General features: G+C 63.9%; 24 protein-coding genes and 1 tRNA gene. 15 read left to right on the forward strand and 10 right to left on the reverse strand.

The genetic code is table 11. The features are described 5' to 3' along the window. Nucleotides 1-35: 35 nt before the first annotated feature. On the reverse strand, nt 36-1,337 hold the full coding sequence (locus NLN62_RS37325) for a dihydroorotase (protein ID WP_254113816.1): 1,302 nt from the start codon (nt 1,335-1,337) through the stop codon (nt 36-38). A gap of 5 nt (nt 1,338-1,342) precedes the next feature. Beyond that, nucleotides 1,343-2,296 carry an aspartate carbamoyltransferase catalytic subunit gene (locus NLN62_RS37330; protein WP_027522965.1) on the reverse strand — a complete coding sequence of 318 codons (954 nt, stop codon included), beginning with the start codon at nt 2,294-2,296 and terminating at the stop codon, nt 1,343-1,345. Between the two features lie 216 nt (nt 2,297-2,512). On the opposite strand from NLN62_RS37330, the gene NLN62_RS37335 reads away from it, so the two are divergent. The 3 genes from NLN62_RS37335 to NLN62_RS37345 all read left to right on the forward strand — a co-directional run bounded on the left by NLN62_RS37335 (nt 2,513) and on the right by NLN62_RS37345 (nt 5,789). Next, on the forward strand, nt 2,513-3,262 hold the full coding sequence (locus NLN62_RS37335; protein WP_254112078.1) for a M15 family metallopeptidase: 750 nt from the start codon (nt 2,513-2,515) through the stop codon (nt 3,260-3,262). A gap of 20 nt (nt 3,263-3,282) precedes the next feature. Further along, on the forward strand, nt 3,283-4,926 hold the full coding sequence (locus NLN62_RS37340) for an acyl-CoA dehydrogenase family protein (protein ID WP_254112079.1): 1,644 nt from the start codon (nt 3,283-3,285) through the stop codon (nt 4,924-4,926). 92 nt (nt 4,927-5,018) lie between these two features. Beyond that, the gene (locus NLN62_RS37345; RefSeq protein WP_254112080.1) at nt 5,019-5,789 is read left to right on the forward strand and encodes a CPBP family intramembrane glutamic endopeptidase; all 771 of its coding nucleotides are present in this window, start codon (nt 5,019-5,021) and stop codon (nt 5,787-5,789) included. A gap of 32 nt (nt 5,790-5,821) precedes the next feature. On the opposite strand, the gene NLN62_RS37350 is transcribed toward NLN62_RS37345, so the two are convergent. Together NLN62_RS37350 and ruvX are read right to left on the reverse strand one after the other, a co-directional pair. Then, nucleotides 5,822-6,745, reverse strand: coding sequence for an AEC family transporter (locus NLN62_RS37350; RefSeq protein ID WP_254112081.1), 924 nt, complete (start codon nt 6,743-6,745; stop codon nt 5,822-5,824). Nucleotides 6,746-6,748: 3 nt separating this feature from the next. Beyond that, a complete protein-coding gene (ruvX, locus tag NLN62_RS37355; protein ID WP_254112082.1) occupies nt 6,749-7,240 on the reverse strand; it encodes a Holliday junction resolvase RuvX in 492 nt (163 codons plus the stop codon). A 47-nt stretch (nt 7,241-7,287) separates the two neighbouring features. Between ruvX and NLN62_RS37360 the strand changes: the two genes are divergently transcribed. Next, on the forward strand, nt 7,288-7,503 hold the full coding sequence (locus NLN62_RS37360; protein WP_254112083.1) for a hypothetical protein: 216 nt from the start codon (nt 7,288-7,290) through the stop codon (nt 7,501-7,503). On the opposite strand, the gene NLN62_RS37365 is transcribed toward NLN62_RS37360, so the two are convergent. Continuing rightward, a complete protein-coding gene (locus NLN62_RS37365; RefSeq protein ID WP_254112084.1) occupies nt 7,490-8,380 on the reverse strand; it encodes a LysR family transcriptional regulator in 891 nt (296 codons plus the stop codon). The genes NLN62_RS37360 and NLN62_RS37365 overlap by 14 nt on opposite strands. A 95-nt stretch (nt 8,381-8,475) precedes the next feature. On the opposite strand from NLN62_RS37365, the gene NLN62_RS37370 reads away from it, so the two are divergent. The 6 genes from NLN62_RS37370 (at nt 8,476) to NLN62_RS37395 (ending at nt 13,035) form a co-directional block, all read left to right on the forward strand. After that, a complete protein-coding gene (locus tag NLN62_RS37370) occupies nt 8,476-9,456 on the forward strand; it encodes a nitronate monooxygenase family protein (RefSeq protein WP_254112085.1) in 981 nt (326 codons plus the stop codon). Between the two features lie 16 nt (nt 9,457-9,472). Further along, nucleotides 9,473-10,549: a nitronate monooxygenase family protein gene (locus NLN62_RS37375; protein ID WP_254112086.1), complete on the forward strand. Its 1,077-nt coding sequence runs from the start codon at nt 9,473-9,475 to the stop codon at nt 10,547-10,549. A gap of 194 nt (nt 10,550-10,743) precedes the next feature. Then, the gene (gene gatC, locus NLN62_RS37380; protein ID WP_027522955.1) at nt 10,744-11,031 is read left to right on the forward strand and encodes an Asp-tRNA(Asn)/Glu-tRNA(Gln) amidotransferase subunit GatC; all 288 of its coding nucleotides are present in this window, start codon (nt 10,744-10,746) and stop codon (nt 11,029-11,031) included. 20 nt (nt 11,032-11,051) lie between these two features. Beyond that, the gene (locus NLN62_RS37385; RefSeq protein WP_254112087.1) at nt 11,052-11,276 is read left to right on the forward strand and encodes a hypothetical protein; all 225 of its coding nucleotides are present in this window, start codon (nt 11,052-11,054) and stop codon (nt 11,274-11,276) included. Continuing rightward, nucleotides 11,273-12,748: an Asp-tRNA(Asn)/Glu-tRNA(Gln) amidotransferase subunit GatA gene (gene gatA, locus NLN62_RS37390; protein ID WP_254112088.1), complete on the forward strand. Its 1,476-nt coding sequence runs from the start codon at nt 11,273-11,275 to the stop codon at nt 12,746-12,748. The genes NLN62_RS37385 and gatA overlap by 4 nt, the downstream gene beginning before the upstream one ends. Nucleotides 12,749-12,750: 2 nt before the next feature. Continuing rightward, the gene (locus NLN62_RS37395) at nt 12,751-13,035 is read left to right on the forward strand and encodes a hypothetical protein (RefSeq protein ID WP_198031754.1); all 285 of its coding nucleotides are present in this window, start codon (nt 12,751-12,753) and stop codon (nt 13,033-13,035) included. 34 nt (nt 13,036-13,069) lie between these two features. Here the strand turns inward: NLN62_RS37395 and NLN62_RS37400 are convergent, their stop codons facing one another. Further along, on the reverse strand, nt 13,070-13,714 hold the full coding sequence (locus NLN62_RS37400) for a hypothetical protein (RefSeq protein WP_027522951.1): 645 nt from the start codon (nt 13,712-13,714) through the stop codon (nt 13,070-13,072). Between the two features lie 23 nt (nt 13,715-13,737). After that, nucleotides 13,738-13,935: a hypothetical protein gene (locus NLN62_RS37405; RefSeq protein ID WP_027522950.1), complete on the reverse strand. Its 198-nt coding sequence runs from the start codon at nt 13,933-13,935 to the stop codon at nt 13,738-13,740. On the opposite strand from NLN62_RS37405, the gene gatB reads away from it, so the two are divergent. Both gatB and NLN62_RS37415 read left to right on the forward strand, forming a co-directional pair. After that, nucleotides 13,934-15,415 carry an Asp-tRNA(Asn)/Glu-tRNA(Gln) amidotransferase subunit GatB gene (gatB, locus tag NLN62_RS37410; RefSeq protein ID WP_027522949.1) on the forward strand — a complete coding sequence of 494 codons (1,482 nt, stop codon included), beginning with the start codon at nt 13,934-13,936 and terminating at the stop codon, nt 15,413-15,415. The two genes, NLN62_RS37405 and gatB, sit on opposite strands and share 2 nt — an antisense overlap. A gap of 1,509 nt (nt 15,416-16,924) precedes the next feature. Beyond that, the gene (locus NLN62_RS37415) at nt 16,925-17,191 is read left to right on the forward strand and encodes a hypothetical protein (RefSeq protein WP_254112089.1); all 267 of its coding nucleotides are present in this window, start codon (nt 16,925-16,927) and stop codon (nt 17,189-17,191) included. A gap of 70 nt (nt 17,192-17,261) precedes the next feature. Here NLN62_RS37415 and NLN62_RS37420 read toward each other — a convergent pair whose 3' ends face one another. After that, nucleotides 17,262-19,271 carry a tetratricopeptide repeat protein gene (locus NLN62_RS37420; protein WP_254112090.1) on the reverse strand — a complete coding sequence of 670 codons (2,010 nt, stop codon included), beginning with the start codon at nt 19,269-19,271 and terminating at the stop codon, nt 17,262-17,264. 359 nt (nt 19,272-19,630) lie between these two features. Between NLN62_RS37420 and NLN62_RS37425 the strand changes: the two genes are divergently transcribed. From NLN62_RS37425 to NLN62_RS37435, 3 genes are all read left to right on the forward strand, one after another. Then, nucleotides 19,631-19,724 (forward strand) — tRNA-Ser (locus NLN62_RS37425). A 631-nt stretch (nt 19,725-20,355) separates the two neighbouring features. Then, entirely contained in the window at nt 20,356-21,900 is a 1,545-nt protein-coding gene (locus NLN62_RS37430; protein ID WP_027522945.1) for a porin, read from the forward strand. A 133-nt stretch (nt 21,901-22,033) separates the two neighbouring features. Continuing rightward, nucleotides 22,034-22,348 (forward strand): DUF3551 domain-containing protein, encoded by a 315-nt coding sequence (locus NLN62_RS37435; RefSeq protein WP_371933068.1) that lies wholly within the window; start codon nt 22,034-22,036, stop codon nt 22,346-22,348. Between the two features lie 75 nt (nt 22,349-22,423). Here the strand turns inward: NLN62_RS37435 and NLN62_RS37440 are convergent, their stop codons facing one another. Together NLN62_RS37440 and NLN62_RS37445 are read right to left on the reverse strand one after the other, a co-directional pair. After that, a complete protein-coding gene (locus NLN62_RS37440; RefSeq protein ID WP_254112091.1) occupies nt 22,424-22,696 on the reverse strand; it encodes a DUF3551 domain-containing protein in 273 nt (90 codons plus the stop codon). 147 nt (nt 22,697-22,843) lie between these two features. Beyond that, nucleotides 22,844-25,237: a transglycosylase SLT domain-containing protein gene (locus NLN62_RS37445; RefSeq protein WP_254112092.1), complete on the reverse strand. Its 2,394-nt coding sequence runs from the start codon at nt 25,235-25,237 to the stop codon at nt 22,844-22,846. Between the last annotated feature and the right edge of the window lie 247 nt (nt 25,238-25,484).

Consider the following 25,484-nt stretch of genomic DNA (forward strand, 5'->3'; position numbering starts at 1 on the left):
CACATCTCCGTGTCCGGCGTATTTCCCGCGCATGATTAGACATGCTCGAACACCGTCCGTCCGCCGACGATGGTGCGCACCACGCGGCCCGAGAAGCGGGCTTCATCGAATGGCGTATTCTTGCAGGGCGATTTGAGGTCGGCGGGATCGAGCACCCAGGGCGTGTCGGCGTCGATCACGATGACGTCGGCCGGCGCGCCGGCGCGCAAGGTGCCACCGGGCAGGCCGAGCAGCTCGGCCGGCCGGGTCGACATCGCCCTGATCAGCGTCTTCAGTTCCATCTCGCCATTATGCACCAGCCGCAGGCCCGCCGACAGCATGGTCTCGAGGCCCACCGCGCCGGGAGCTGCTTCCGCGAACGGCAGCCGCTTGCCTTCGACGTCCTGCGGATTGTGGTCGGACATGATGACGTCGACGAGGCCAGAGCCGACGGCCGCAACCAGCGCCCGGCGGTCGTCCTCGGTGCGCAGCGGCGGCGACAGTTTCAGGAACGTCCGGTAAGGCCCGATATCGTTCTCGTTCAGTGCGAGATGGTTGATCGAGACCGAGGCGCTGACGGCAAGACCGGCGTCGCGGGCGCGCTTGAGAATATCGAGCGAGTCGATGCAGGAGAGCGAGGCCGCGTGATAGCGGCCGCCGGTCAGCGCGACGAGGCGCATGTCGCGCTCCAGCACCACGGCTTCCGCGGCGTTCGGGATGCCCATCAGGCCGAGGCGGGTCGCGAACTCGCCCTCGTTCATGACGCCTTCGCCGACGAGGTTGGGATCCTCGGTGTAATGCACGATCAACGCGTCGAAATCGCGCGCATAGGTGAGGGCGCGGCGCATCACCTGCGCATTGGTGACACTTCGGTCGCCGTCGCTGAAGGCGACCGCGCCGGCGGCTTTCAGGAGACCGAACTCGGTCATCTCCTCGCCGCGCATCCCCTTGGTCAGGGCGGCCATCGGCTGGATGTTGACGATCGCGGTGTCACGGGCCCGGCGCATCACGAAGTCGACGGTCGCCGAATTGTCGATGACGGGTAAGGTGTCCGGCTGGCAGATCACGGTGGTGATGCCGCCGGTCGCGGCCGCCTGGCTCGCGCTCGCAAAGGTCTCGCGATGACCGTAGCCCGGCTCGCCGGCAAAGGCGCGCATGTCGATCAGGCCAGGGGCCACGATCTTGCCGGAGCAGTTGACGATGTCGGTGCCCTCGGGGACGCCGGCCGCGCCGATGCCGCGGCGGGTCTCGCGGATCGTGCCGTCGGCGATCAGGACGTCGCCGATGCCGTCAAAATCCCTGGCGGGATCGACGACGCGGGCGTTGGCGAGCAGGATCGGGCGGCGGTCGGTTAGCATTGGCATCACGCGTTCGGCAGGTTACGGGCGAGCGCTTCCAGCACCGCCATGCGTACGGCGACGCCCATCTCCACCTGTTCGCGGATCAGGGACTGGGCGCCGTCGGCGACCGCTGTGTCGATCTCGACGCCGCGGTTCATGGGACCGGGATGCATCACCAGCGCATCGGGTTTGGCGTAGGCGAGCTTTTTCTGGTCGAGGCCGAAATAGTTGAAGTATTCGCTGGTGGACGGCACGAAGGAGCCGTTCATGCGCTCGCGCTGGAGCCGCAGCATCATGACGATATCAGCGCCTTCCAGGCCCTCGCGCATGTCGCGCGCAACTTCGACGCCCATCCGCTCAATGCCGGGCGGCAGCAGCGTGGACGGCCCGACGACGCGGACGCGGGCGCCCATGGTGTTGAGCAGGATGATGTTGGAGCGGGCGACGCGCGAATGCAGGACGTCGCCGCAGATCGCGATCACGAGGCCCTCGATCCGGCCCTTGTTGCGGCGGATGGTCAGCGCGTCCAGCAGCGCCTGCGTCGGATGCTCATGCGCGCCGTCGCCGGCATTGATCACGGAACCGTCAACCTTGCGGGCCAGAAGTTCCACCGCGCCGGAGGCGTGATGTCGCACCACCAGGATGTCCGGGTGCATGGCATTCAGCGTCACTGCGGTGTCGATCAGCGTCTCGCCCTTCTTCATGGAGGAGGAGGAGACCGACATGTTCATGACGTCGGCACCCATGCGTTTGCCGGCGATCTCGAACGAGGATTGGGTGCGGGTGGACGCCTCAAAGAACAGGTTCACTTGCGTCCGCCCACGCAGGACGGCGCGTTTCTTGTCCACCTGGCGGTTCACCTCGACATATTCTTCGGACAGGTCGAGGAGGCCGGTGATGTCGGCAGCGGAAAGGCCCTCGATGCCCAGCAGATGCCGGTGACCGAGGACGAAGGTCGATTTCGATGCAGGGGTCATTAAAAGCAGAGCTATAGGCGGGGATGGGTAAGGGGGCAAGGGCCAAAGGTAGGGAAGTGAGTTATCCCCTGATCAGTCTGATACACCGTCATTCCGGGATGGCGCGTCAGCGCCAGACCCGGAATCTCGAGATTCCGGGTTCGATGCTCCGGGCCGCGCTTTGCGCGGTCCCGTCGCATCGCCCCGGAATGACGACGGAAAGATGGGAAGTGCTCCGTGAAGCTGATCTTGATTGCAATTGTAACAATCGTCTCAATTTCCTTCGCCCACGCCCAATCGCTCCCCAGCGGCTTCGTGTACTTGCGCGACATCGATCCCACGATCATCCAGGACATCCGCTACGCGACCTCGAACAATTTCACCGGCCATCCGCTGAGCGGCTACGGCGCCGGCGAATGCGTGGTGAAGCGGGAGGTGGGGCTGCGGCTGAAGGCGATCCAGCAGGAGCTGGCCATCCAAAACCTCTCGCTGAAGATGTTCGATTGCTACCGCCCGGTGCGCGCGTCGCTCGATATGGTGGCATGGGCGCAGAACGGCCGCGAGCCGGCGGCCGAGCGACGCTACAATCCCAAGATTCCCAAGACCGAGCTGTTCCGGCTCGGCTACATCGCGAGCCGCTCGCAGCATTCCACGGGTGCGGCGCTCGATCTGACGCTCGTCGATCTCAGGGCTGACAACTCCGCCAAATATGATCCCGCCAGGTCCTACGCCGACTGCACGGCGCCGGTCGAGGCCCGGCCGCCCGAAGGCAGCGTCGACATGGGCACCGGCTATGACTGCACGGATGCGAAGGGCCATACCGCTGCACCGTCGATCACGGCCGATCAGCGCGCCTGGCGCAAGCGGCTGGTCGCTGTGATGGCCCGGCAAGGCTTTGTGAACTATTCGAAGGAGTGGTGGCATTTTTCCCTGCCGGGGGCGGGCGGGGCAGCCTATGATTTCCCGATCCAGCCGCGGCGGAACTGATTCCGGTCCGAGGACACGCCATGACCCAGCCGAGCTTCGCAACCCACGAGGTCTTCAACCAGTCGCCGCCTCTGGAGGACGTCGACCTGTTTGCAGCAGATCGCCCTCTGGTGGATGCAGTCAGGGCCAATGGCGGTGCTGCGGCGGAACAGGAGCTGTCGGCGTTCGGCCGGCATTGGGGCTCGGCGGCGATGGCCGAGCGCGGGCGCATCGCCAATGAGAACACGCCAAAGCTCCGCACCTTTGACGCCAAGGGCAACCGTCGCGACCAGGTCGAGTTTCATCCCGCCTATCACGAGTTGATGGCGCATAGCGCGCATGCCGGTGTGCACAATTCCACCTGGACTACGGACGGAAAGCCTGCCGGCGATGCGGCCGAGGTCATCCGCGCGGCAAAGTTCTACATTGCCTCACAGGTCGAGACCGGACATCTGTGCCCGATCACAATGACGCGCGCCTCTGTCGCGGCGCTTGCGATGCAGCCTGATCTGCTCGCGCGCGTGATGCCGGTGCTGTCGACGAAGAGCTACGATCCAAGCTTCGCGCCGTGGTGGGAGAAGCGCGGCATGACGCTCGGTATGGGCATGACGGAGAAGCAGGGCGGCACCGACGTACGCGCCAACATGACGCGCGCGGTGCGCGATGGGAACGCCTACCGCATCACCGGCCATAAATGGTTCATGTCGGCGCCGATGTGCGACGCCTTCCTCGTGCTGGCGCAGGCCGAGGGCGGGCTGACCTGTTTCTTCATGCCGCGCTTTGCGCCGGATGGTTCGGTCAACGCGATCCAGTTCCAGCGTCTCAAGGACAAGCTCGGCAACCGGTCCAATGCGTCCTCCGAGGTCGAGTTCGTCGGCGCCCATGCGGAAGCCGTCGGCGAGGAGGGCAAGGGCATCCGCACCATCATCCAGATGGTGCAGCTGACGCGGCAGGATTGCGCGATCGCCTCCGCCGGACTGATGCGTTCGGGGCTGGCGCAAGCGCTGCATCACGCGCGTCATCGCAGCGTGTTCCAAAAACATCTCGCCGATCAGCCGCTGATGCAGGCGGTGCTGTCGGACATGGCACTGCATGTCGAGGCGACGGTCGCTCTGGTGATGCGGCTTTGCCAGGCTTTCGACCGAGCGCACCAAGTCGCTCGTGAAGCAAACTACATGCGGCTGCTCACGCCCGCGATCAAATACTGGGTCTGCAAGAGCGCGCCGGCTTTCCTCTACGAGGCGATGGAGTGCCTCGGCGGCAATGGCTATGTCGAAGACGGCATCCTGGCGCGCCATTTTCGCGAATCCCCGGTGAATGCGATCTGGGAAGGCTCGGGCAATGTGATGTGCCTCGACGTGCTGCGCGCGCTGGCGCGTGAACCCGAGGCGGCCGCCCACGTGCTGATGCATCTCAGAGCCGAAACCAGCGGCCTTCCCGGTGTGGGTGATGCATTGGCCTTCATTGATAAGGCTTTCCGTCGGCAGGATTCCGAGCGGGTCGCGCGGCTAGCGGTTGAGAAGCTCGCACTGCTTGCAGCAACGGCCGCGCTCAACGTCGTGTCACGTCGGCACGCCGAATTGTTCGCCGCCACACGCCTCGCCACCAGTCACGCCAGCATGTATGGCGCGGTGGAGCTGGAGAGTGCCGACGTGCGAGCGCTGCTCGAGCGAGCGCTGCCTTGAAATGTTTTGTGTCGATCACTTGGTCTGTCGTTCCGGGTTCGATGCTGCGCATCGCCCCGGAATGACAGCGATCATCCAACGAAAGTCTCTTGATGGACACTCTCAATCCTGACCACCCCCCGCTGATCGTGACGCCCGCCGAGGTATCCCCGCGCGTCTGGAAATTCTGGGGCACGTCGCTGTGGGGGCTGTTCGTCTTCGCCGCGATGTTCGTCGGCCAGATCGGCACGGTCGTCTATCTCGTCGCGCATCGCGGCGGCCCGATCGACATGGCGTCCCTCGAGTCCGTCGGCCGCGATCCGCAGGCGCTGGCGCTGTCGGTGATCGCGGGCCTGCCGACCACGCTGGCCGCGGTGTGGCTGGCCATTCGCCTGAAGGGAGCTTCCTTCGCCGACTACCTCGCGCTGCGCTGGCCGTCCTGGTTGCAGATTCTGCTCGGTGTCGTCGGTCTCGTCCTGATCGTGGTGATCTGGGAGACGATGTCGCGTGCGCTGGGCCGCGAGGCGACGCCCGGCTTCATGACCGATCTCTTGAAATCGGGCCGCGACAAGGGTGCGGCGACGATGCTCGTGCTCTCTTTCAGCATTGCCGCGCCGATGTCCGAAGAGGTGATCGCGCGGGGCTTCCTCTATCGCGGCTGGTCAGAAAGCTTTCTGCGCGTGCCCGGCGCAATCATCCTGTCGTCGCTGGTCTGGACTGCCGTGCATCTCCAGTACGACATGTACTTCCTTGCCGAGGTGTTCTCCATCGGCTTGTGGTTCGGCTACATGCGCTACCGCGGCAATTCGTTGTGGCTCACGATCGTGCTCCATGCGCTGAACAATCTGACCGCGGTGGTGCTGACGATGTGGTTGGGGAGTTGAGGTTGCCGGCAATCGCGCGCCGATGATGGCGGCTAGGCCACCAGCGCGATCGCGATCGGCATCGTGACCGCCGCCAGAATCGTCTGCAGCGTGATGATCTGCGCTAGCAGCGGCGCATCGCCGCCCATCTGGCGGGCCAGCACATAGGCGCTGGGCGAGGTCGGCACCGCGGCGCAGACTGCGATGATCGCAAGGCTCGTTCCGGTCAGCCCGAACCATAGCGCCAGCAGAAGCGCGATCAAGGGCATCAGCACGAGCTTGAAGGCGACGCCGATGGCGGCGCCCATGCTCGGGCGGAACAGGCCATTGAGATGCAGGCCCGCGCCGGTGACGAGCAGGCCGATGGCAAGGGAAGAGCGGCTCAGCGCATCCGCGACCTCGTGCCAGATCTTTGGCAGCGGCAGGTGCAGGACGTTGACGAGCAGGCCGATCGCGCAGGCCCAGATCAGCGGGTTGCTCGCCACGGTCATGACGATAGCGCCGACGGATTGCTTGTTTGGCGAGGCATAGTGCGCGAGCACCGCGACGCTGAACACGTTGACCAGCGGAATGATCGCGACCATCGCGACGGAGGCGAGGGCGAGGCCGACATCGCCGAATAGATTGGCGGAGACTGACAGTGCGACATAGGTCTGCCAGCGGGTTGCACCCTGGAAGATCGAGGTGAAAGCGGGGCCGTCGATGTCGAGCCGTGCCAGGGCCGGCCGCAGTGCGAGGCACAGCAGCGACATCACGAGCGAGGATAGCAGCAGCGCGCCGCCGACGCCTGCGACCGGCACCTTGTCGAGGTCGGCCTTCACCAGCGTCTGGATCAGCAGCATCGGAAACAGCACGTAATAGGTCAGCCGCTCCAGCCCGTGCCATTGCGTGTCGAGCCGCATCAGGCTGTGTTTCAGCACCACGCCGAGCGCGATGAGAATGAAGACCGGCAGTAGTGCTGCAATCACCACCGCCATGGGTCAGTCCATCCCGGGTGCGTCGCGAAGATTGGCCAGACGATCGAGCGCGCCTTGCAGGATGAAGATCGCGGCGTGCTCGTCGATCACCTCGGCGCGTTTGGCGCGGCTGACGTCCATGCCAATCAGCTCGCGCTCGACCGCCGACGTCGAGAGACGTTCGTCCCACAGGCCGATCGGCAGTGCCGTGAGACCGGCGAGATTGCGGGCAAAGGCGCGGGTCGATTGTGCGCGCGGGCCCTCGCTGCCGTCCATGTTGATGGGAAGCCCGAGCACGAAGCCGACAGCCTTGCGCTCGGCGGCGATGGCGAGCAGGCGCGCGGCGTCCTGCTTGAATGCCTTGCGCTGGATTGTCTCGACGCCGGTCGCGAGCCGCCGGTCGGGATCGGAGACGGCAACGCCGATCGTCTTGGTACCGAGATCGAGCCCAATCAGCGCACCGCGCGCGGGCCAGTGGGTTGCAGCATCGACCAGAGGTAGGATAGGAGCCGGCATGGTGTTAGCGCATACCATGGCAAGCGCTGCGGAGTGAACCGAGAACAATGGATGCGCTGACCTTATTCGGCCTGTTCGCCGTGACGGCGATGCTGGTCTGTTATGCGCTGGAGGACCGCAGCCACTGGTTCGTGCTGCTGTTCGCCGCCTCCTGCGCGCTCGGCTCGGCCTACGGTATACTGCAGGGCGCCTGGCCGTTCGGCGTAGTCGAGGCGATCTGGGCGATCGTGGCGCTGCGGCGTTGGTCGCTCAGGCCGCGATGACCTCGTCATCCCTGTTCAGGCAGGACGCAAACCCCTGAAGCGCGCTGTACTGGTGGCCGGCGCTGCGCTGGATGAACAGCGTCTCGACCCCTGCGTAAGCCGGGCTCAGTGTGTGGATCGACACGCTGCCGATCATCGCGCTGCGCTCGACCACCGCACGTGGAAGCAGCGTCACGCCCATGTCGGCGGCGACGCAGCCGATCATGCCGTCGAGCGTGCCGAGCTCGAAGCGCGCCGCCGACGGCCAGCCGAACTCGACGAACATCTGCTCGAGGCGTTGCCGATAGGTGCAGCCGGTGCGGAACACCAGCGCGGTCGGGCCTGACTCCGGCGTGCCGGCGCGGAGCTCTTTGAGTGACGTCCAGCGGCGCGCGCTGACAAGCACCAGCTCTTCGCGGAAGGCGCTGACGGCGGTGAGCTCGGCATGCTCGATGGGAGCGGCGACGAAGGCGCCGTCGAGCGCACCATCGAGCACGGCGGCGACGAGATCGGCGGTGGTTGCAGTGCGCAGGCTCAGCCGCACGGCAGGGAAACGCCGGTGGAAATCCGCGAGCAGCGGTGGCAGGCGGACGGCGGCGGTTGTCTCCATTGAGCCGATCGCGAGCGGTCCCTTCGGCTCGCCATCATCGCGGGCGGCAAGGACGGCCTCGCGCGAAAGCGCCGCCATCCGCTGCGCGTAAGGCAAGAGCCGTTTGCCGGCGCCGGTCAGCGTCATGCCGCGGCTGTGGCGCTCGAACAACGGCGTGCCGATCTCGGCCTCCAGCGCCTTGATGCGCTGGGTGACGTTCGATTGCACGGTGTTGAGTTCTTCGGCGGCCCGGGTGATGCCGCCAGTGCGGGCGACCGCGGCGAAGGTCTTGATATCGCTGAGTTCCATGGTCTCGTTTCGTTTTTGAGATGGCAGCGTTCGCAAGAATTCAATTTTCGAGAATGCTATTCCCACTTAGTCTTGCTGTCCACACGGGAGGAGCCATGCCAATCACCACACCCCTGACCGCGCTGCTCGGTATTAAGCATCCGATCTTGCTTGCTCCGATGGACATCATCGCCGGCAGCAGCCTGGTGACGACGGTGAGCCGCGCCGGCGGCTTCGGCATTCTCGGCGGTGGCTATGGCGAAAGGGCTTGGCTGGAGCAGGAGACGGCGAAGCTGAAGGCGCTACGCGCGCCGTTCGGCATCGGCTTCATCACCTGGAGCCTCGCCAAGCGCCCCGAGCTTCTCGATGTTGCGCTCGCGGCGAAGCCCGGGGCGATCATGCTGTCGTTCGGCGATCCCGCGCCGTTTGCGCCGCAGATCAAGGCGGGCGGGGCGCGGCTGATCTGCCAGGTGCAGGACGAGGCCATGGCGCGACAGGCGCTCGATGCGGGGGCCGACGTTCTGATCGCGCAAGGCACCGAGGCAGGCGGCCATGGTGCATCCCGCACCACGATCGATCTCGTGCCTGGGATCGTCGATCTCGCGGCGGGTTGCGTGCCGGTGGTCGCGGCCGGCGGCATCGCCGACGGGCGCGGGCTCGCCGCCATGGTGATGCTGGGCGCAAGCGGCGTGCTGCTCGGTACGCGCTTTTATGCGAGCCGGGAGGCCGACGGTGCGGAGGAGGCGAAGCGGCGCATCTGTGATGCAACGAGCGGCTCGACTGTGCGCGGCATCATTTTCGATCTCTCCCGTAACAATGTCTGGCCGGCGCCGTTTACCGGGCGGTGCCTGATCAACGATCACGCCCGGCGCTGGATGGGCCGCGAGGTCGAATTGATGCAGAATGTCGCCAAGGTTGCGGCCGACTATGCCGCCGCAAAAGCGAGCGGCAATTTCGATGTCGCCGCTGTGATCGCGGGCGAGGCGGTTGGCCTGATCCATGATATTCCGCCGGCAGCCGAGATCGTCGAGCGGATCGCGGCAGAGGCGGAGCAGCTGCTCGCCGGCCGGCGCAACTCGGTCGCTTCCGCTGCTTAGAGAAGAGAGAACAACCATGTGGCCTGACCGTCGACTGATCGACCTCTTCAAGACCGAATTCCCGATCGTGCTGGCGCCGATGGCCGGCGTGATGGATGCGGAGCTGGTGATCGCGGCGGCGCAAGGCGGTGCGCTCGGCTCGCTGCCATGCGCGATGCTGTCGGCGGAGAAGGCGCGCGAGCAAGTCAATCTCATCCGCCAGCGGGTTACCGCGCCCGTGAACATGAACTTCTTCTGCCACAAGCCGCTCGAGCTTACGGCCGAGGCCGAAGCGCGCTGGAAGCAGCGTCTCGCGGGCTATTACAAGGAGCATGGTCTCGATCCGGCGGCGCCCATCAACGCTGCCAACCGCGCGCCATTCGATGCGGCGTTCTGCGAGGTCGTCGAGGAGCTGAAGCCGGAAGTCGTCAGTTTCCATTTCGGCCTGCCGGCGGAGGAACTGCTCAAGCGCGTCAAGGCGGCCGGCTGCCTCATCATCTCGTCGGCCACCACGGTCAAGGAGGCAGTCTGGCTCGAGCAGCGCGGTGTTGATGCGGTGATCGCGCAAGGAGCCGAGGCTGGCGGCCATCGCGGCATGTTCCTGACCGATGAGATCGCCGAGCAGCCCGGCACCTTCGCTCTGGTGCCGCAGCTCGTCGATGCAGTGAAGGTGCCGGTGATCGCGGCCGGCGGCATTGCGGATGGGCGCGGTATCGCGGCTGCCTTTGCGCTCGGTGCGGCCGGCGTGCAGATCGGCAGCGCCTATCTGCGCTGCCCGGAATCCAAGGTCAGCGCCGGTGGCCGCAAGGCGCTCGCCGAAGCGCGGGACGATTCCACCGTCATTACCAACGTGATGACCGGACGGCCCGCGCGCGGCGTGCAGAACCGTCTGATGCGTGAAGCCGGCCCGATTTCACCGGACGCGCCGGCCTTTCCCCATGCCGCGACCGCGCTGGGGCCTTTGAAGGCGGCGGCCGAGAAGCAGGGCAGGGTGGATTTCACGAATCTCTGGGCCGGACAGGCCATCGGCATGGGCCGCGAGATGCCCGCGGCCGAATTGACCCGGGAGCTGGCCAAATCCGCGCAGGCCCGCCTGAAAGCGCTGGCCGGCTAGGCGCGATGAGATCCGGGACGATCGTCATCGCGCTTTAGGTTATTGTTTGCGCATGATCTTTTCGGAAAACCGCTGCGCACTTTGCGCTAACGCGGCCCTTCGGGTCCGGATCATGCGCCCAGCGCCGGTTGCGGCGCAAAACCGGCCTCTGCTATACGGCAGAACAGGATTTCTGCCGTTCGAGGCCTTATATTATGTCCGTTGACGCCGCTACCGTCCGCCGCATCGCGCATCTGGCGCGCATTGCGGTTTCCGACGACGAGGTTCCGCATCTCCAGGGCGAGCTCAACGCCATGCTGGCCTTCGTCGAGCAGCTCTCGGAGGTCAATGTCGAGGGCGTCGATCCCATGACCTCGGTGACGCCGATGGAGATGAAGAAGCGCCAGGACGTCGTCAATGATGGTGAGATCGCCGATGATATCGTTGCCAATGCGCCGGCGACAGAAGGCCACTTCTTCCTGGTGCCGAAGGTCGTCGAGTGAAAAATTAGGACACGAGTCCGATGTGCCTGCTATGCGACGATGAGAAGGCCTATCAGGCCTATATGAACTATCTCGACGCGATGGAGCGGCAGGGCAAGGCTGCCGATCCCAACGTGGCCGCCAATGCCGTGCTCGACCAGCTCGAGGCGGCGGCGAATGCATCCGCCAAGAACAACGTTAAGCAAGACGACCCGGCCAACGACAAGACCCTGTCTCCGTTCTTCTGTAGCCCGATCAATAAATGACCAATTTGACATCGCTGACGCTCGCCGAGGCCCGCAAGGGTCTCGCCGACAAGACATTCACGTCGCTTGAGCTGACCGACGCGCATCTGAGTGCGATGGAAGCTGCACGCGCGCTCAACGCCTTCGTCCTGGATACGCCCGACCAGGCGCGCGCCATGGCGCGCGAAGCTGATAGCCAGATCGCCAAGGGCGATGCCGGCCCGCTCGCCGGCATTCCGCTCGGCATCAAGGACCTGTTTGCGACCAAGGGCGTGCGCACCACGGCCTGCTCGAAGATCCTCGGCAATTTCGTGCCGACCTACGAGTCGACCATCACCTCGCAGCTCTGGCGCGACGGTGCGGTGATGCTCGGCAAGCTCAACAATGATGAGTTCGCGATGGGCTCGTCGAACGAGACCTCCTGCTTCGGTCCCGTCGGCAATCCCTGGCGGCGCGAGGGCTCGAACACGACGCTGGTGCCTGGCGGCTCGTCCGGCGGCTCGGCCTCGGCCGTTGCGGCGCTGCTCTGCATGGGCGCGACCGCGACCGATACCGGCGGCTCGATCCGCCAGCCCGCAGCCTTCACCGCGACCGTCGGCATCAAGCCGACCTATGGCCGCTGCTCACGCTGGGGCATCGTCGCCTTTGCCTCCTCGCTCGATCAGGCCGGTCCGATCGCGCGCAGCGTGCGCGATTGTGCGATGCTGCTGCGCTCGATGGCGGGCCACGATCCGAAGGACACGACCTCCGTCGACATCGCCGTGCCGGACTATGAGGCCGCGGTCGGCAAGTCCGTGAAGGGCATGAAGATCGGCATTCCCAAGGAATACCGTCTCGACGGCATGCCTGCCGAGATCGAAAAGCTTTGGGAAGCGGGCGCGGCCTGGCTGAAGGCCGCCGGCGCCGAGCTTGTCGAGGTGTCGCTGCCGCACACCAAATACGCTTTGCCGGCCTACTACATCGTGGCGCCGGCGGAAGCCTCGTCGAACCTCGCGCGCTATGACGGCGTACGCTACGGCCTGCGCGAGCAGGGACGCAACATCATCGAGATGTACGAGAACACCCGCGCCGAAGGGTTTGGCGCCGAGGTGAAGCGGCGCGTCATGATCGGCACCTATGTGCTGTCGGCCGGCTATTACGACGCCTATTATCTGCGTGCGCAAAAAGTGCGCACCCTGATCAAGAAGGACTTTGAGGACTGTTTCGCCAGGGGCGTCGATGCGATCCTCACGCCGGCAACGCCGTCGGCCGCCTTCGGCATCGGCGAGAAGGGCGGCGCCGACCCGGTCGAGATGTACCTGAACGACATCTTCACGGTCACCGTGAACATGGCGGGCCTGCCCGGGATCGCCGTGCCCGCGGGCAAGGATGCGCAAGGTCTGCCGCTCGGCCTGCAATTGATCGGCCGGCCCTTCGATGAGGAGACGCTGTTCTCGCTCGGCGAGGTCATCGAGCAGGCGGCCGGCCGCTTCACGCCCGAGAGGTGGTGGTGAACATGGCGGCGTACATCGCCAGCCTCGAAGGCGCAGCGCCGGCGCCCGAACTCAGCGCGCCGCTCGCAGGGCTCTGGTGGGCCGCGAAGGGAGACTGGGACAAGGCGCACAAGATCGTCCAGGACGAGGACAGCCGCGACGCCGCCTGGGTGCACGCATACTTGCACCGCGTTGAAGGCGATCTCGGCAATGCCGGCTATTGGTACCGCCAGGCGGGCCAGCCGGCGGCGAAAGAATCATTGCAGGCGGAGTGGGAGCGGATCACTGCCACGCTGCTTAGATCGTGAGGTCGGTTCACCCGCAATGATATCTCGCGGCGCGCTATCTTAGCGTTCCTTTCGGCAGCAGATATTCGTGAACATGCGGACAGATATTGCCGAGGTTGCACCGCTCGGCCTTGATGAGCGGCTCCAACTGGGCAATCAGCGCCTTGGCATTGAAGACTTTCGGAGGAGCCGCCTCGACCGGTGCCGGCAGGAAGTGCACGTCGGCCTCGAGTCCGGGCTTGGGCCCCGCCGCCCCGCCGCCGGTGTAGATAAACACGCCGCCACGCGCGAGCCGGATCGGCTGATCCGATCGGCTGGCGAAATCGCCATGGTCCCAGATCCTGAAATCGGCAGTCTCCTGTGGTGACACCGGAATGCGGGTGCGCAGCGACGGCACTGCGCTGGCGAGGCGAGGGCCACGATCATTCGCCGGTGGTCGATGCATCACGAATTGAATGTCTGACAGGATTTCAAATCCAGCAAAGCCCTTTTCGATCGCCAGTTGGGCAGAACGATAGAGCCAATAGACCTGAACACTCTCGCGGGTGGTGTAACCATTGCCCTGGAAGCTCACGCGGAAGACGTCGGGCCTGAGCTCCTTGACGTCGGATCCACCGGTAAAGCCTTGTTGCTGATAAGGTGTCGAACAGGACACGAGAACGGCGGCCGAAGCCACCAAAATCAGGCTACGAAAGAACATGCATTGCCCCCTGCACGCAACTTCTACGGCGCATCGGGCGTCGGCGTCAATGCCTGAGGGAGCGGCGCCAAATGTGCACTGTGCAGGCCCGGCGCGGGCGGAATGCGCCAGCCGCCGTCGTCGGCCCATTGTCGCACCACGTTCTCCAGCTTGACTGGCGCGATCCGTTGCGCGAAGCCCAACCAACCCCGATATGGATTTGTCCGGACATCGAGACCCATGAACGCACCCGCCCCCCACAAGCTTCTCAAAGGCGCCACCGGCGACTGGGAGATCGTCATCGGCATGGAAATCCATGCGCAGGTGACGTCGAACTCAAAACTGTTCTCGGGCGCGTCCATCGCGTTCGGCGGCGAGCCGAACACGCACGTGTCGCTGATCGACGCGGCGATGCCCGGCATGCTGCCCGTCATCAATGAGGAATGCGTCAGGCAGGCTGTCCGGACCGGGCTCGGACTGAAGGCGAAGATCAATCTACGTTCGGTGTTCGACCGGAAAAACTATTTCTATCCCGACTTGCCGCAGGGTTATCAGATCAGCCAGTACAAGTCGCCGATCGTCGGCGAGGGCGAGGTGTTGGTCGAGCTCGACGGCGGCCGCAGCGTCAACGTCGGCATCGAGCGGCTGCACCTGGAGCAGGATGCCGGCAAGTTGTTGCACGACCAGTCGCCGACGATGTCCTATGTCGATCTCAACCGCTCCGGCGTGGCGCTGATGGAGATTGTCTCAAAACCGGACATCCGCGACGCCGAGCAGGCGAAGGCCTATGTCACCAAGCTGCGCTCGATCCTGCGCTATCTCGGCACCTGCGACGGCGACATGGAGAAGGGAAACCTGCGCGCCGACGTCAACGTCTCGGTGCGTCGTCCCGGCGGGCCGCTCGGCACCCGCTGCGAGATCAAGAATATGAACTCGATCAACTTCATTGGACAAGCGATCGAGTACGAGGCGCGGCGCCAGATCGAGATCCTCGAGGACGGCGGTGAGATCGACCAGGAGACACGGCTCTACGACCCCAACAAGGGCGAGACGCGCTCGATGCGGTCGAAGGAAGAGGCGCACGACTACCGCTACTTCCCCGATCCCGATCTCTTGCCGCTGGAATTCTCGCAAAGCTTCGTCGATGAGCTGAAGGCGAAGCTGCCCGAGCTGCCGGACCAAAAGAAGACGCGCTTCGTCGCCGACTTCGGCCTGTCGACCTATGATGCGAGCGTGCTCGTCGCCGAGCGCGAAAGCGCTGACTTCTACGAGACCGTGCTGGACAGGCTCGCCAATCGCACCCGCGACGGCAAGATGGCGGCGAATTGGGTGATCAACGAGCTGTTCGGCCGTCTCAACAAGGAGGGACGGGGCATTGCGGGCGCTCCCGTCGCCGCCGAGCAGCTTGCCGCGATCATCGACCTGATCGGCGAGGGCACGATCAGCGGAAAGATCGCCAAGGATCTGTTCGAGATCGTCTGGCAGGAGGGCGGCGATCCGCGCGCGCTCGTCGAAAGCCGCGGCATGAAGCAGGTCACCGACCTCTCGGCGATCGAGAAGGTGGTCGACGACATCATCGCGGCCAATCCCGACAAGGTCGCGCAGGTCAAGGACAAGCCGCAGGCGCTCGGCTGGTTCGTCGGCCAGGTGATGAAGTCGTCCGGCGGCAAGGCCAACCCGCAAGCGGTCAACGACCTGCTCAAGTCCAAGCTCGGCGTCTGACACGTTGCGGTGACGGCGCGTGTCGTCACCGCGATCCTGCCTTTGCGCATCCGTCGCGCACTCGGCGACACCAACGTCGCCTCGATCGCATCGTCCAAGCCCCACCGAATCGCCGTCTTCGATTCGTACAAACGGCAGCTTCGAGCACGCTCCGGCGAGCGATCGCGCCGTTAAGCATGAAAATATTTTCGTTGCCAAAATTCGCGACTCAGAGTCCGCGAAACACGCTTCGTGCGCCTTCGAACAAGACGCAACGCGCACCGCAGCATCGATCGCGCGCAACGTGCGAATGCGAAATGGGCTTGCAGCATAGAGTTTTCTTGCAATCGATGCTTTCGCCGGCGTCGGTGCGGCAGGCACTTTTCGCATAGACGATCGAACGACTCGTCAACCGCGTGCACGATGCGCGGAGTACTTGCGCGCTTCGCTGCGTCAACACTTCCTTAAGCGGGAAGATGTTTTTTTCGCCGTGTTGGTGTATTCGGGATGAAGTGCATTCGATCCCCGAATGCACGCAGCGATTAAAGCCATCTCACACATCGGAGGGCAACATGGCCAAGAAAGCGAAGAAGGCGAAGAAGGCGAAGAGCGCAGTGAAGAAGACTGCGAAGAAGACCCGCAAGGTCGCGAAGAAGAAGAAGTAACTTCGCTTCTGAAGTCGCCGGCCTCTCTGATGGCCGGCACGTCATCAGCGCCTTCTGCGATCTGGTTTGCCTCCGGCAGGACAGGTCTCAGTCAATCAGGCTCTGATCGGCGATAGAGGGTGTCGGCGAGACATCAGGTCAACGGTCGGATCGTCCTTCCTTGTCGAGCTTGCTCGTCAAGGTCCGGTCCGGCAGAAGAAACAAGTTTTCTTCGTTCGGTGCGGTTCGCCTTCAACGGCTCCGCAATTTCATGAGTAGCCTCGCGGCCAAAATGAAATCTGGTCCTGACGTGTTCGCCGACGCCCTCGTTCGAGTAGCCGGGATCCTCGCCGGCGTTTTCATTTCTCAAAATTTCAGATCCAAGACGCGACAGCGCAGCCGAACAGGCTCGCGATTGCCGTGGCCCGGCCGCGCCCACACTCCGGCGTCATCGCCACCTCCTTTGATGGAGTGTTGCGACGACCGGTTGAAACCGCCAAGTATTCCAGAGCCAGTGACGCATACGGAGAAGCCGCGGCGTACTGGATTCCTCGCCTTCGCGGGGAATGACAGCTCAGAATTTGGCTACGATCGTGCGCATCTCACCACGCGCGATGGTTATCATCGTCCGAAAATCCGGACGGTTAACCAAATCTGACGTATCGCAGAAGTACTTGAGAATCCGGAACTTCTTGCATTTTCGTGGCCGCGCCAGGTGGCCTCGCGTTTACGTCCCCTTCATCCCGATACTTAAACTGCCATTCAAATTTGCTCGCCAAGATCGCCCTCAACAAGCCGGCAAGAACGGCATGGGGACGAGTTGAACAGTTTGGATGGGAGCCGCGCTCTGGGGAACGAGGCGGCACAACAATAAAGGGGATGCGACATGTTTCAGGGGACTTTCGATCTGGAAACCGCGACGCCGGTCGAGGTGAGCGCCTTGTCAGACGTGCTGTTCGAGCGGGGCATGTATTGGGCGAGCGGCCGCTGCGGCCTCGTCGATCTCGTCGCCGCGCATAAGTGGTTCAACCTCGCGGCGCTGAAGGGCCGCAAGGACGCGATCGCACTTCGCCAGGAGGTCGCCGGGCAGATGTCGGATGCCGAGATCGCAGCCGCGCAGCGCGAGGCGAGGGCCTGGGCCACCGCGCATTGAGCGGTTCACTCCGCCGTACGGACCCGAACCTTGACCGATCGATGCGATTGCGCCAAGGCGACCATCAGATTTAGACGGCAAACGAGGCCGGCGCTTCGCCGGCGCAATGCCGGCGCCACATTTCACTGAAGGCCTTTTCGATGTGTCGTGTCATACCGACAGTATCAAAAAGAGGCCAAGTGGACCGATGCGTCGCCAGCTTGCTCTTGAGGGCGGTTCGAAGTTCGGAATCGTGCGCGATCCGAAGCGCCAAGCCCTCATATTCGTCCAGCGATCGCGTCACCAACTCGGGAAGGCCGACAGCATTCAGGAGACTGGCTGCAACTCGTCCCGGAAAGGCGGTGCCGAGGCAGGTCAGGACCGGTAAGCCAGCCCAAAGGGCGTCGCTGGCCGTGGTATGGGCGTTGTAGGGCAACGTGTCCAGGAATAGATCGGCCAGCTGGTGGCGCGCCAAGTGTTCGTCGATAGCGACGGGTGGGGCGAACACGATCCTCTCGGCGGCGATGCCGCGCGCTACGGCTTCACGCCTCAGGTTCTCCCTGGCGATCTGGCCCCCATCAAACAGCCAAAGGACGCTGCCGGCGGTCTTGGCAAGCAGCCTCATCCAGACATCGAACAGCAGAGGCGTGATCTTCAACGTCTTGTTGAACGCGCAGTAGACGAATGCATCGTCCGGCAGTCCGACCTCGCTCCGGGCAGGTGCATTTGGCAGGGGCGGTCGCCTGGCGTCGGTCACCTGATAGCTGTCGGGGAGATAGATCACCTTCTCGGCGTAATGCTTCTGCTCTCCTTCGGGAATGACGATCCGGTCGGCCATGATGTAGTCGATATATGACGCGCCCATCGTGCCGGGAAAGCCGAGATAGTTGACCTGCATGGGAGCCGGCCGGTGCGCGAGGATTTTCGGCCGCGCACCGGCGGTGAAGCCTCCAAGATCGACGAGGACCTCGATGTCGAGCTGGCGTATCAGCTTGACCACGTCCTCGTCGGTAAGATGTCTGACGTCTTCGAAGCGTTCGAATGCTGCCTTCAGGCGATTGCGCATGTTGCCGCCGTCATCCGGTCCGTAGGAGATGGCGCTTACGTCGAAGCGCTCGCGGTCGTGCTCCTCGAAAAGTCCGGCCATCAAAAGCGCGGTGGCGTGATTGCGAAAATCGGCAGACAGGTACGCGACCCGCAGCCGGGAAGCCGGTGACTGCGTTCTGGGTATCGCGGCACCTCGCTCCGGGGCGACGTTGGCGACATACGTCTTCGCACAGGTGAATTGGTGTGCCGGAGACGACGAGGCAACAAGGAAGGTGAGCGCGTCGATCGCCACGCCGGATTCGGCGGCTTCGTCCAAGGCGGCCTGTTCACGTTCGAAACTGCGCCAGTCGGCACGCTTCCGCCTGGAATCAACGAGCTTGCTCAACGCGAACGGGAAGGCCTTGTTTAGTGCGACCGTTCTTTCGAGCGCTTCGATCGCTTCGTCGTGTCGGCCCATTTCGGTAAGGACCTCAGACAAGACGAAATGATACTGTGGATTCGACGGTGCAAGCTCGATGGCACTTCGGTAGCTGTCATGCGCTTCGTCAAGCTGACCGAGCCGCTGGAACGCACTACCTCGGTTCAAGAAGGCTGCGCTCGATGGCGTGATCGCAATGGCGCGATCAAGTTCGGCGATCGCGCCGTGAAACTCCTTCCGTGCAATCAGGATCGCGCCGCGATTGAGATGCGCATCGGCGAAGTCCGGCGACAGGGCAATCGCTCTCGCAAGCCAAGCGAGCGCATCGTCTGTCTTGTCCAATGCACGCAGCACGTTGGCATAGTTGAAAAGAACGTCGGGATTGCCGGAGTCGATGCGGGCAGCCTTCTTGAGCAATGGCTCGGCGTCCGCAAAATTGCCGCGCTGGGCCTGCAACAGCCCCAGCATATGGAGCGCGGTGGGATGCGTTCTGCTTGCCCTCAGGATGGTCGTGTAGGCCCGTTCCGCATCCGTCAGATTGCCCGAACGGTGCGCCGCAATTGCCTGGTCCAGAATAGCCGACGAATGGAGTGAGGAGGGGGCCGAAGCTCCCTTGTTGCGGCTTTGCTGCGACATGTGAATGGGTTTCCGGACCGCGATGACGGGTCTGTGCTTTGGCGAACTGGGTGCAAAAAACTCTAGTCGCCTTTGCTGGAGAGAACAACGGCCGCGCCGCCCGCGCTTCAAGCCACGAAACTAACCGCGCTCGTGCCGAGATTTTGCGCGCGACAATATTCGTATTTATGATGGCCAACCGACGCGATGGCTACCCGCGCTGCGTGCTTGACGACGGCCGGCCGGCGCTCCGGACGTCAAGCCAGTCTCGACCCGTCCCCGCTTCGGTCGCTGTCAAAGCTTTCATGTGCAAAGAAACCCGTTAGCCTCGATTCTGCCGCTTGCGGCTCGCCGCGGGGTCGGGCATACCCGGCACAGCCGGAGACGTGGCCGAGTGGCTGAAGGCGGCGGTTTGCTAAACCGTTATAGGCTTGTAAAGGCCTATCGAGGGTTCGAATCCCTCCGTCTCCGCCAGCCGTGAACTCCGGCCCACCGCTTCAAATCACCCCACAATATATATGAGTCCAGGTAGGTCCGGCCGGCGGCAGCTCGCCCCCCACGGGAACTAGCACTCTGTCCTCGCTTGGCCCTGGGGGAACGGCCTCGCGTTAGTCAAAGACCAGTGCGCTCAGCGATCGAACGGCGCGGCGACGAGATCGTCCAGCCTCCGTTCCGAGTCGGCTGCCGATTCTTCGATTCCAGTGCGTCGCGACGTCGTCACAGACAGCAAGCGCTCGGTCCCCCTTCACGGAGGGAATTTTGACAGCATTTGGAGCCGCTGCAAAAAGAATATGGAAAACAAGTACTTACATGCGCGCCGTGATCACATCTGCGTGTTATTTGTGCAACACCCGTTGGAAAACGCGCTTTGTAGGGCCGGTTCGGAGCGTTCTTTTGTTGTGTGTGCAAGGTCGTTCGGTAATTCTGACCACGCGACGGAGGGGGGCATCCCGAGGTCGTCCCGTTTTAGGTGGTTCGCTTAAGTCCCTCGCGTTCATGCGGGTGTGTCCGAAGGCGCGAAGCGGCTAAGCGGTGTTTAAAGCGGGAATGGGAAATTGGCCATCCGGTCAGTGACCTTCCCTGAAGAGCAACTTGGAGGTTTAACATGAAGTTGGTTAAGAGCCTTTTGCTCGGCTCAGCGGCGGGTCTGATCGCCGTGGGCGGAGCGCAGGCAGCCGATCTCCCCGTGAAGGCCAAAGCGGTCGAATACGTGAAGATCTGCTCCCTGTACGGTGCCGGATTCTACTACATGCCGGGCACTGACACTTGCATCAAGTTCGGCGGCTATGTCCGCGCAGACACTGTGGTCGGCAGCAGCAACGACTATGCCTTTGCGACCGGTGCACCGGATGGCGCGCGTAACCGGCTGAGCAACTACTGGGCCAGCCGCGCTCGTATGGACTTCACGGTCGATACCCGCACCGCGACCGAATACGGCGTCGTGCGCACCTACGCGGACATGGTGTTCACCTGGACCGGTGGTTCTTATGTCGGCGCTGGCACGGTCGGCGGCACGACTGTTTACAACAGCACGACCGGTACCATTGGCGGCGCCTCGCTCGGTCTGTACCACGCGTTCATCCAGTTCGCTGGATTTACGTTTGGCCGCACGGTCTCGATCTTCGACGCTCCGTGGCAGAGCTATCCGGCTGGCGGTCCCGATACGTTGCCAGGCGGTTCCAACCACGTCACCGGCGTGAACCAGGTCGCTTACACGGCTGATTTCGGTCAGGGCATCACGGCTTCGGTGGCGTTGCAGGACCCCACAGTCTATGACCAGACGAACATCTGGAACCTGTCGTTCCCGGGTGGTGCGACGCCGAGCATCACACCCAACGGTACTGTCAGCTTCCTCACCGGTTACGGTGCGCCCACGATTGCCGGCACCCGTGTTCCGGATATCGTCGGTGCGGTCCGCGTTGACCAAGCTTGGGGTTTAGCCCAACTCTCCGTCGTGGGTCATGAGAATACCCCGGGTTACTACGGTACCAATGAGTCCACTGGTTCTCCCGGCACCAAGTTTGGCTGGGCGGTTCAGGGTTCGTTGTCGATCAAGAACATCCCGACCGGACCGGGCGACTCGATCAACTTGCAGGCCGTCTATACGGACGGTGCAACGCGCTATAACTTCCAGAGCTTGTTCCCGACCACCATCGCGATGTTTGGTGGCACGGGCGTGCCTGGTGCTTACCAGAGCCTCGGGTTTGCCGCCATTGCTGATGCGGTATTCACCGGCGGCAATGGCTTCGCGAATAGCAGTCTTGAAACGGTGAAGAGCTGGGGCTTCCGCGGTGGTTACACCCACAACTGGAGCCCGAACTGGGCGAGCGGCATCTACGGTGCCTATGGCGTGGTGGATTACGGCTCTCTCGCCACGAACACGATCTGCTTCTTCGCTCGGCAATCGCTTGGTCTGACCGGCAACTGCAACCCCGACTTCGCCGTTGCAGTGGTCGGTGCCAACGTGGTCTGGACCCCGGTCAAGAACCTCGCCTTCACCGCCGACGTCAACTGGACGCGTTTGGACCAGAGGTACTCGGGAACGGTGGACATCCAGCCGTCTGCCACGTTGCAAAAGCCACGCGCTTTGTATGAGCTGAGGGACCAGAACAGCGTTACCATGCTGCTCCGCGCTCAGCGCAACTTCTAAGATCGATCTCTCGACCGATCAGAGAACCCCGGCGGGCAACCGCCGGGGTTTTTCTTTGCGGGTGTTGCGGCGTATATTGGCTCGAACGTAACGGCTTCTTTCCGGTGAAAGGAGCGAAGCTGGAGATTCGACGGTGAGCAGTTGGACAATTCGGATGGCCGCGATGACGGGCGTGCTCGGCGCGGTGATCATGGCCGGCGCCACGATCCTCGCTCCTGCGCCAGCGATGGCCCAGCGATACGATCCCAGATATCCCGTCTGCCTCCAGAAGTGGGAGTGGGGCGGTAGCAGCACGATCTATTGCAGCTATCCCTCGTGGGAGGCGTGTAAGGCGGCCGCGGCGGGATTGTCGGCGATGTGCATGGACAATCCATATTGGTCCCAGCCGACCACAACAGGCGTTGTCCGCCCACCGGCACCCTCGGGTAGGCCCGTTCCGGTCAGGTGATGATGGAATTCGTGGCGCTTCGATTGCCGGCGCGGCTCGCAGGTCTCGCGGCGCGCTTGCGCGATCAATCAGGGATTACCGGGGGCCCTGCCATTCCCTGAATGCGTAGGTGGGATTGAGGCCGCAGGCGTCTATCGTGCCCGACGCCGTCGCCATGCATTGGCTGTAAGTGGCGAACGGGCAATTGCCTGGATACCCCCAGCGTCGTCCTTGCAGGCAATAGCGATCCTGCGCGACCGCCTGGGGAGCCGGATGGTGACGTTTCCTGGCGTGAGCCGTCGAGCTGCCGGCCGCAATACCTGACAGGATCAGGGCCATCGATATCACTGCGCAGATCACGCGAAACATGACACGCCTCCAGGTTCGTGCCGTCGACCAATCGATGTGCGGCGTTTCCAATTATAATGCCGCGCGAGTGGCTTGGTAGCTCTCCTTGAACCGCGCCTGGATTCGCAGAGGGCGGTAAGCCACGAGGCTCGATGCGGCGCTGACCAGCTACTCGACGCTGCCGCTCGTGCCTCTGTGCAGGTCAGCGTCGATTTGCAGCCGCGTTCCGCCGCCAAAGCGCGCGCGATAAACTTGAAGGTTCTCCATGATGCGCTGCACGTAGTTGCGCGTTTCGGAGAACGGGATCAGTTCGACCCAGTCGACTGCGTCGATCTTGGATTCGCGCGGATCGCCGTAGCGCTCGACCCACTTCTTCACGCTGCCGCGGCCGGCGTTATAGGCGGCGAAGGTCATGATGTAGGAGCCGCGGTAGTCCTCGAGCAGGCCGCCGAGCTCGGCCGCCCCAAGCGTGGCGTTGTAGACCGAATCGTTCTTCAACCGCGACAGGTCGTAGGTCGCGCCGTGTCGCTTGCAGACGTAGCGCGCAGCGTCCGGCGTCACCTGCATCAGCCCGTAGGCCTGCGCCGGCGACACCACCGCCGGATTGAACGCGCTTTCCTGCCGCGCGATCGCGTAGACGATGCTGCGCTCGACCTCGGGCCCGATCTGGCTGAACTGCGGGATGCCGTTGACCGGATAGGCGTAGAAGTCGAAGGGCAGCCCGCGGTTGAGCGCGGCCTTGCCGACCAGCAGCATGCCGCGGGCGTCGCTGTAGCGCTGGGTCAGCTCGCCGAGGCCGGCAAGCGCTTCGGGGTCGCCATTCTCCCCCATGTCGGCGAGCATCGGGACCGCGATCTCGCGCTCGTCGAGCTCGTAGAGCAGTTGCGCCGCGCGCACGATCTCCAGCCGCTCGGCGCCGCGGCCGCGCGGCGCGCTGTTGAGCTCGATCTGCGGCAGGCCGAGCTTTGCCCGCGCAAGCTGGCCATAGTAGCTCGTCGACTGCTCGGCCGCGCGGGCATAGGCGTTGCGCGCTTCCTGCTGGCGGCCCGTGGCTTCCGCCGCGCGGCCCTGCCAATAGCCGGCGCGCGCCAGCGTGGTCGGGTTGACGCTGCCGACGCCAATGCGGGCAAAATGCTGGGCTGCGGCCGCGGGATCATTGAGGAAGCGCAGCGCGATCCAGCCCGCGGTGAATTCCTGCTCGGTCTTGTAGATGTCGCGCGAGGGCAGGGCCGCGTCTCGCGCGATCAGATAGGCGCTGCGGAATTCCTCGGTGTCGATCATCTTGCGTGCGATCAGGCGCCGCTCGATCCACCATTCATCGAGATTGTAGAGCCGGTTCGGATCCTTCGGCGCCGACAGCATCAGTTGCGCGGCTTCCGCGAACTTCTCCTCGCGGCGCAGGAGCTGGATCTTGCTGAAGATGAAGCCGGGATCGCCGTGCAGTTCGTGCGGCACGGCTTCGAGCAGAGCGCGCGTGTTCGGCGCCTTCTTGTAGGAGGCGATGCGCGCCTTGGCGAGTGCCACATAGCCGGCGCCGAGCCGCTTGGCGGCGCGCAGCGCGGCCTCGTGCTCGCTGCCATAGAGCAGCGTGTCCATTCGCGCCTTCTGGTCGCCCGGCGTGAGCAGCGCGCCGAACTGGTCGAGCGCGTTGTTCTCCGTCTCCTCCGACATCGGGTCGCTGCGCCAGGCCTCGCGCACGAGGCGCTCGGCATTGGCGCGGTCGCCGCGCGCCAGCATCGCCCTGGCGAGCGAGAAGCGCCCCTTGGCGGAGACCGGGGATTCGTTCTCGAACCACGACCACGCGACGGAGTCTTCGCGCCGGTCGTCCCAGAGCGCGGCTTCGAGGCGGCGGCGCAGGAAGGTTTGCGACGGCCAGCTCGGATTGGCGCTGATGAAGGCACGGTAGCGCTCGACGCTGGCGCCATTGTCGTCGCTGCGCAGGATGATCCATTCGGCGAGTTTTCGCGCGACCGGATCCGAGATCGTGGCCGCGTTGTCGGTGGCATCACCCGGCCTGTGCTTGCGCACGAGCTCGATGACGTTCTCCAGCGTGTCCTTGTCGGCCTGCGAGGTTGATGAGGTCGCAGCGACCGCGGCCGGCGTCACGGGCTTGCGTGGTGCGGCATGCTGGCGGGTCGCAGGAGCCAGCACGGGTGCTGCGATCGGTTTGACGGCAGCCGGTGCGGTTGGTCTGACGGCAGCCGTCGCCGCCGGGACGGGTGCGGGTTTGGGGGACGAACCGTTGGCGGTCGGCTGTGATTTTGGCACAGGCACCCCGGCCGCAGGCTTGGGTTTGTCCTTTGCGGGTTCTTTGCCGGCATCCTTGACGGGTTTCTTCGCGGCATCCTTGGCCGGTGCGCCAGCCGTTCCCTTGCCAGCGCCGCCCTTGGCCGTGTCCTTGCCCGTTCCCTTATCCGTTCCCTTATCCGTTCCCTTGGCCGATCCTTTGGCTGGGCCCTTCGCGGTATCCTTGGCGGCTGGCTTCGCTGTGTCCTTGGTCCCGTCCGCGGTGGTCTCATTGGACTTGGCCAAGGCCGCGCAACCGACCGACAGCCCAGCCATCAGGCACACAACCAGACCGGCGGATCGCCATGTGGCATGGGAAAAGAAGGTCACGGAGTTTCGTTGCCCCGAATCGTTCAAGTGGCTCAAGACCTAGCTGTATTTGATTGAATATGCGGAAAAAATACCAACAGCCGCTTACCGCGGCCGTGTTTGGACCATCACCGCGGCAAAATCGCGGCCTAAACGGTGCGTCACCTGGGACCGGGCCTTTTACCGGCCCGTTAGACCCGATATGAAAGGGGCC

Source organism: Bradyrhizobium sp. CCGUVB23, from assembly GCF_024199885.1.
In the GTDB taxonomy this organism is placed as follows: domain Bacteria; phylum Pseudomonadota; class Alphaproteobacteria; order Rhizobiales; family Xanthobacteraceae; genus Bradyrhizobium.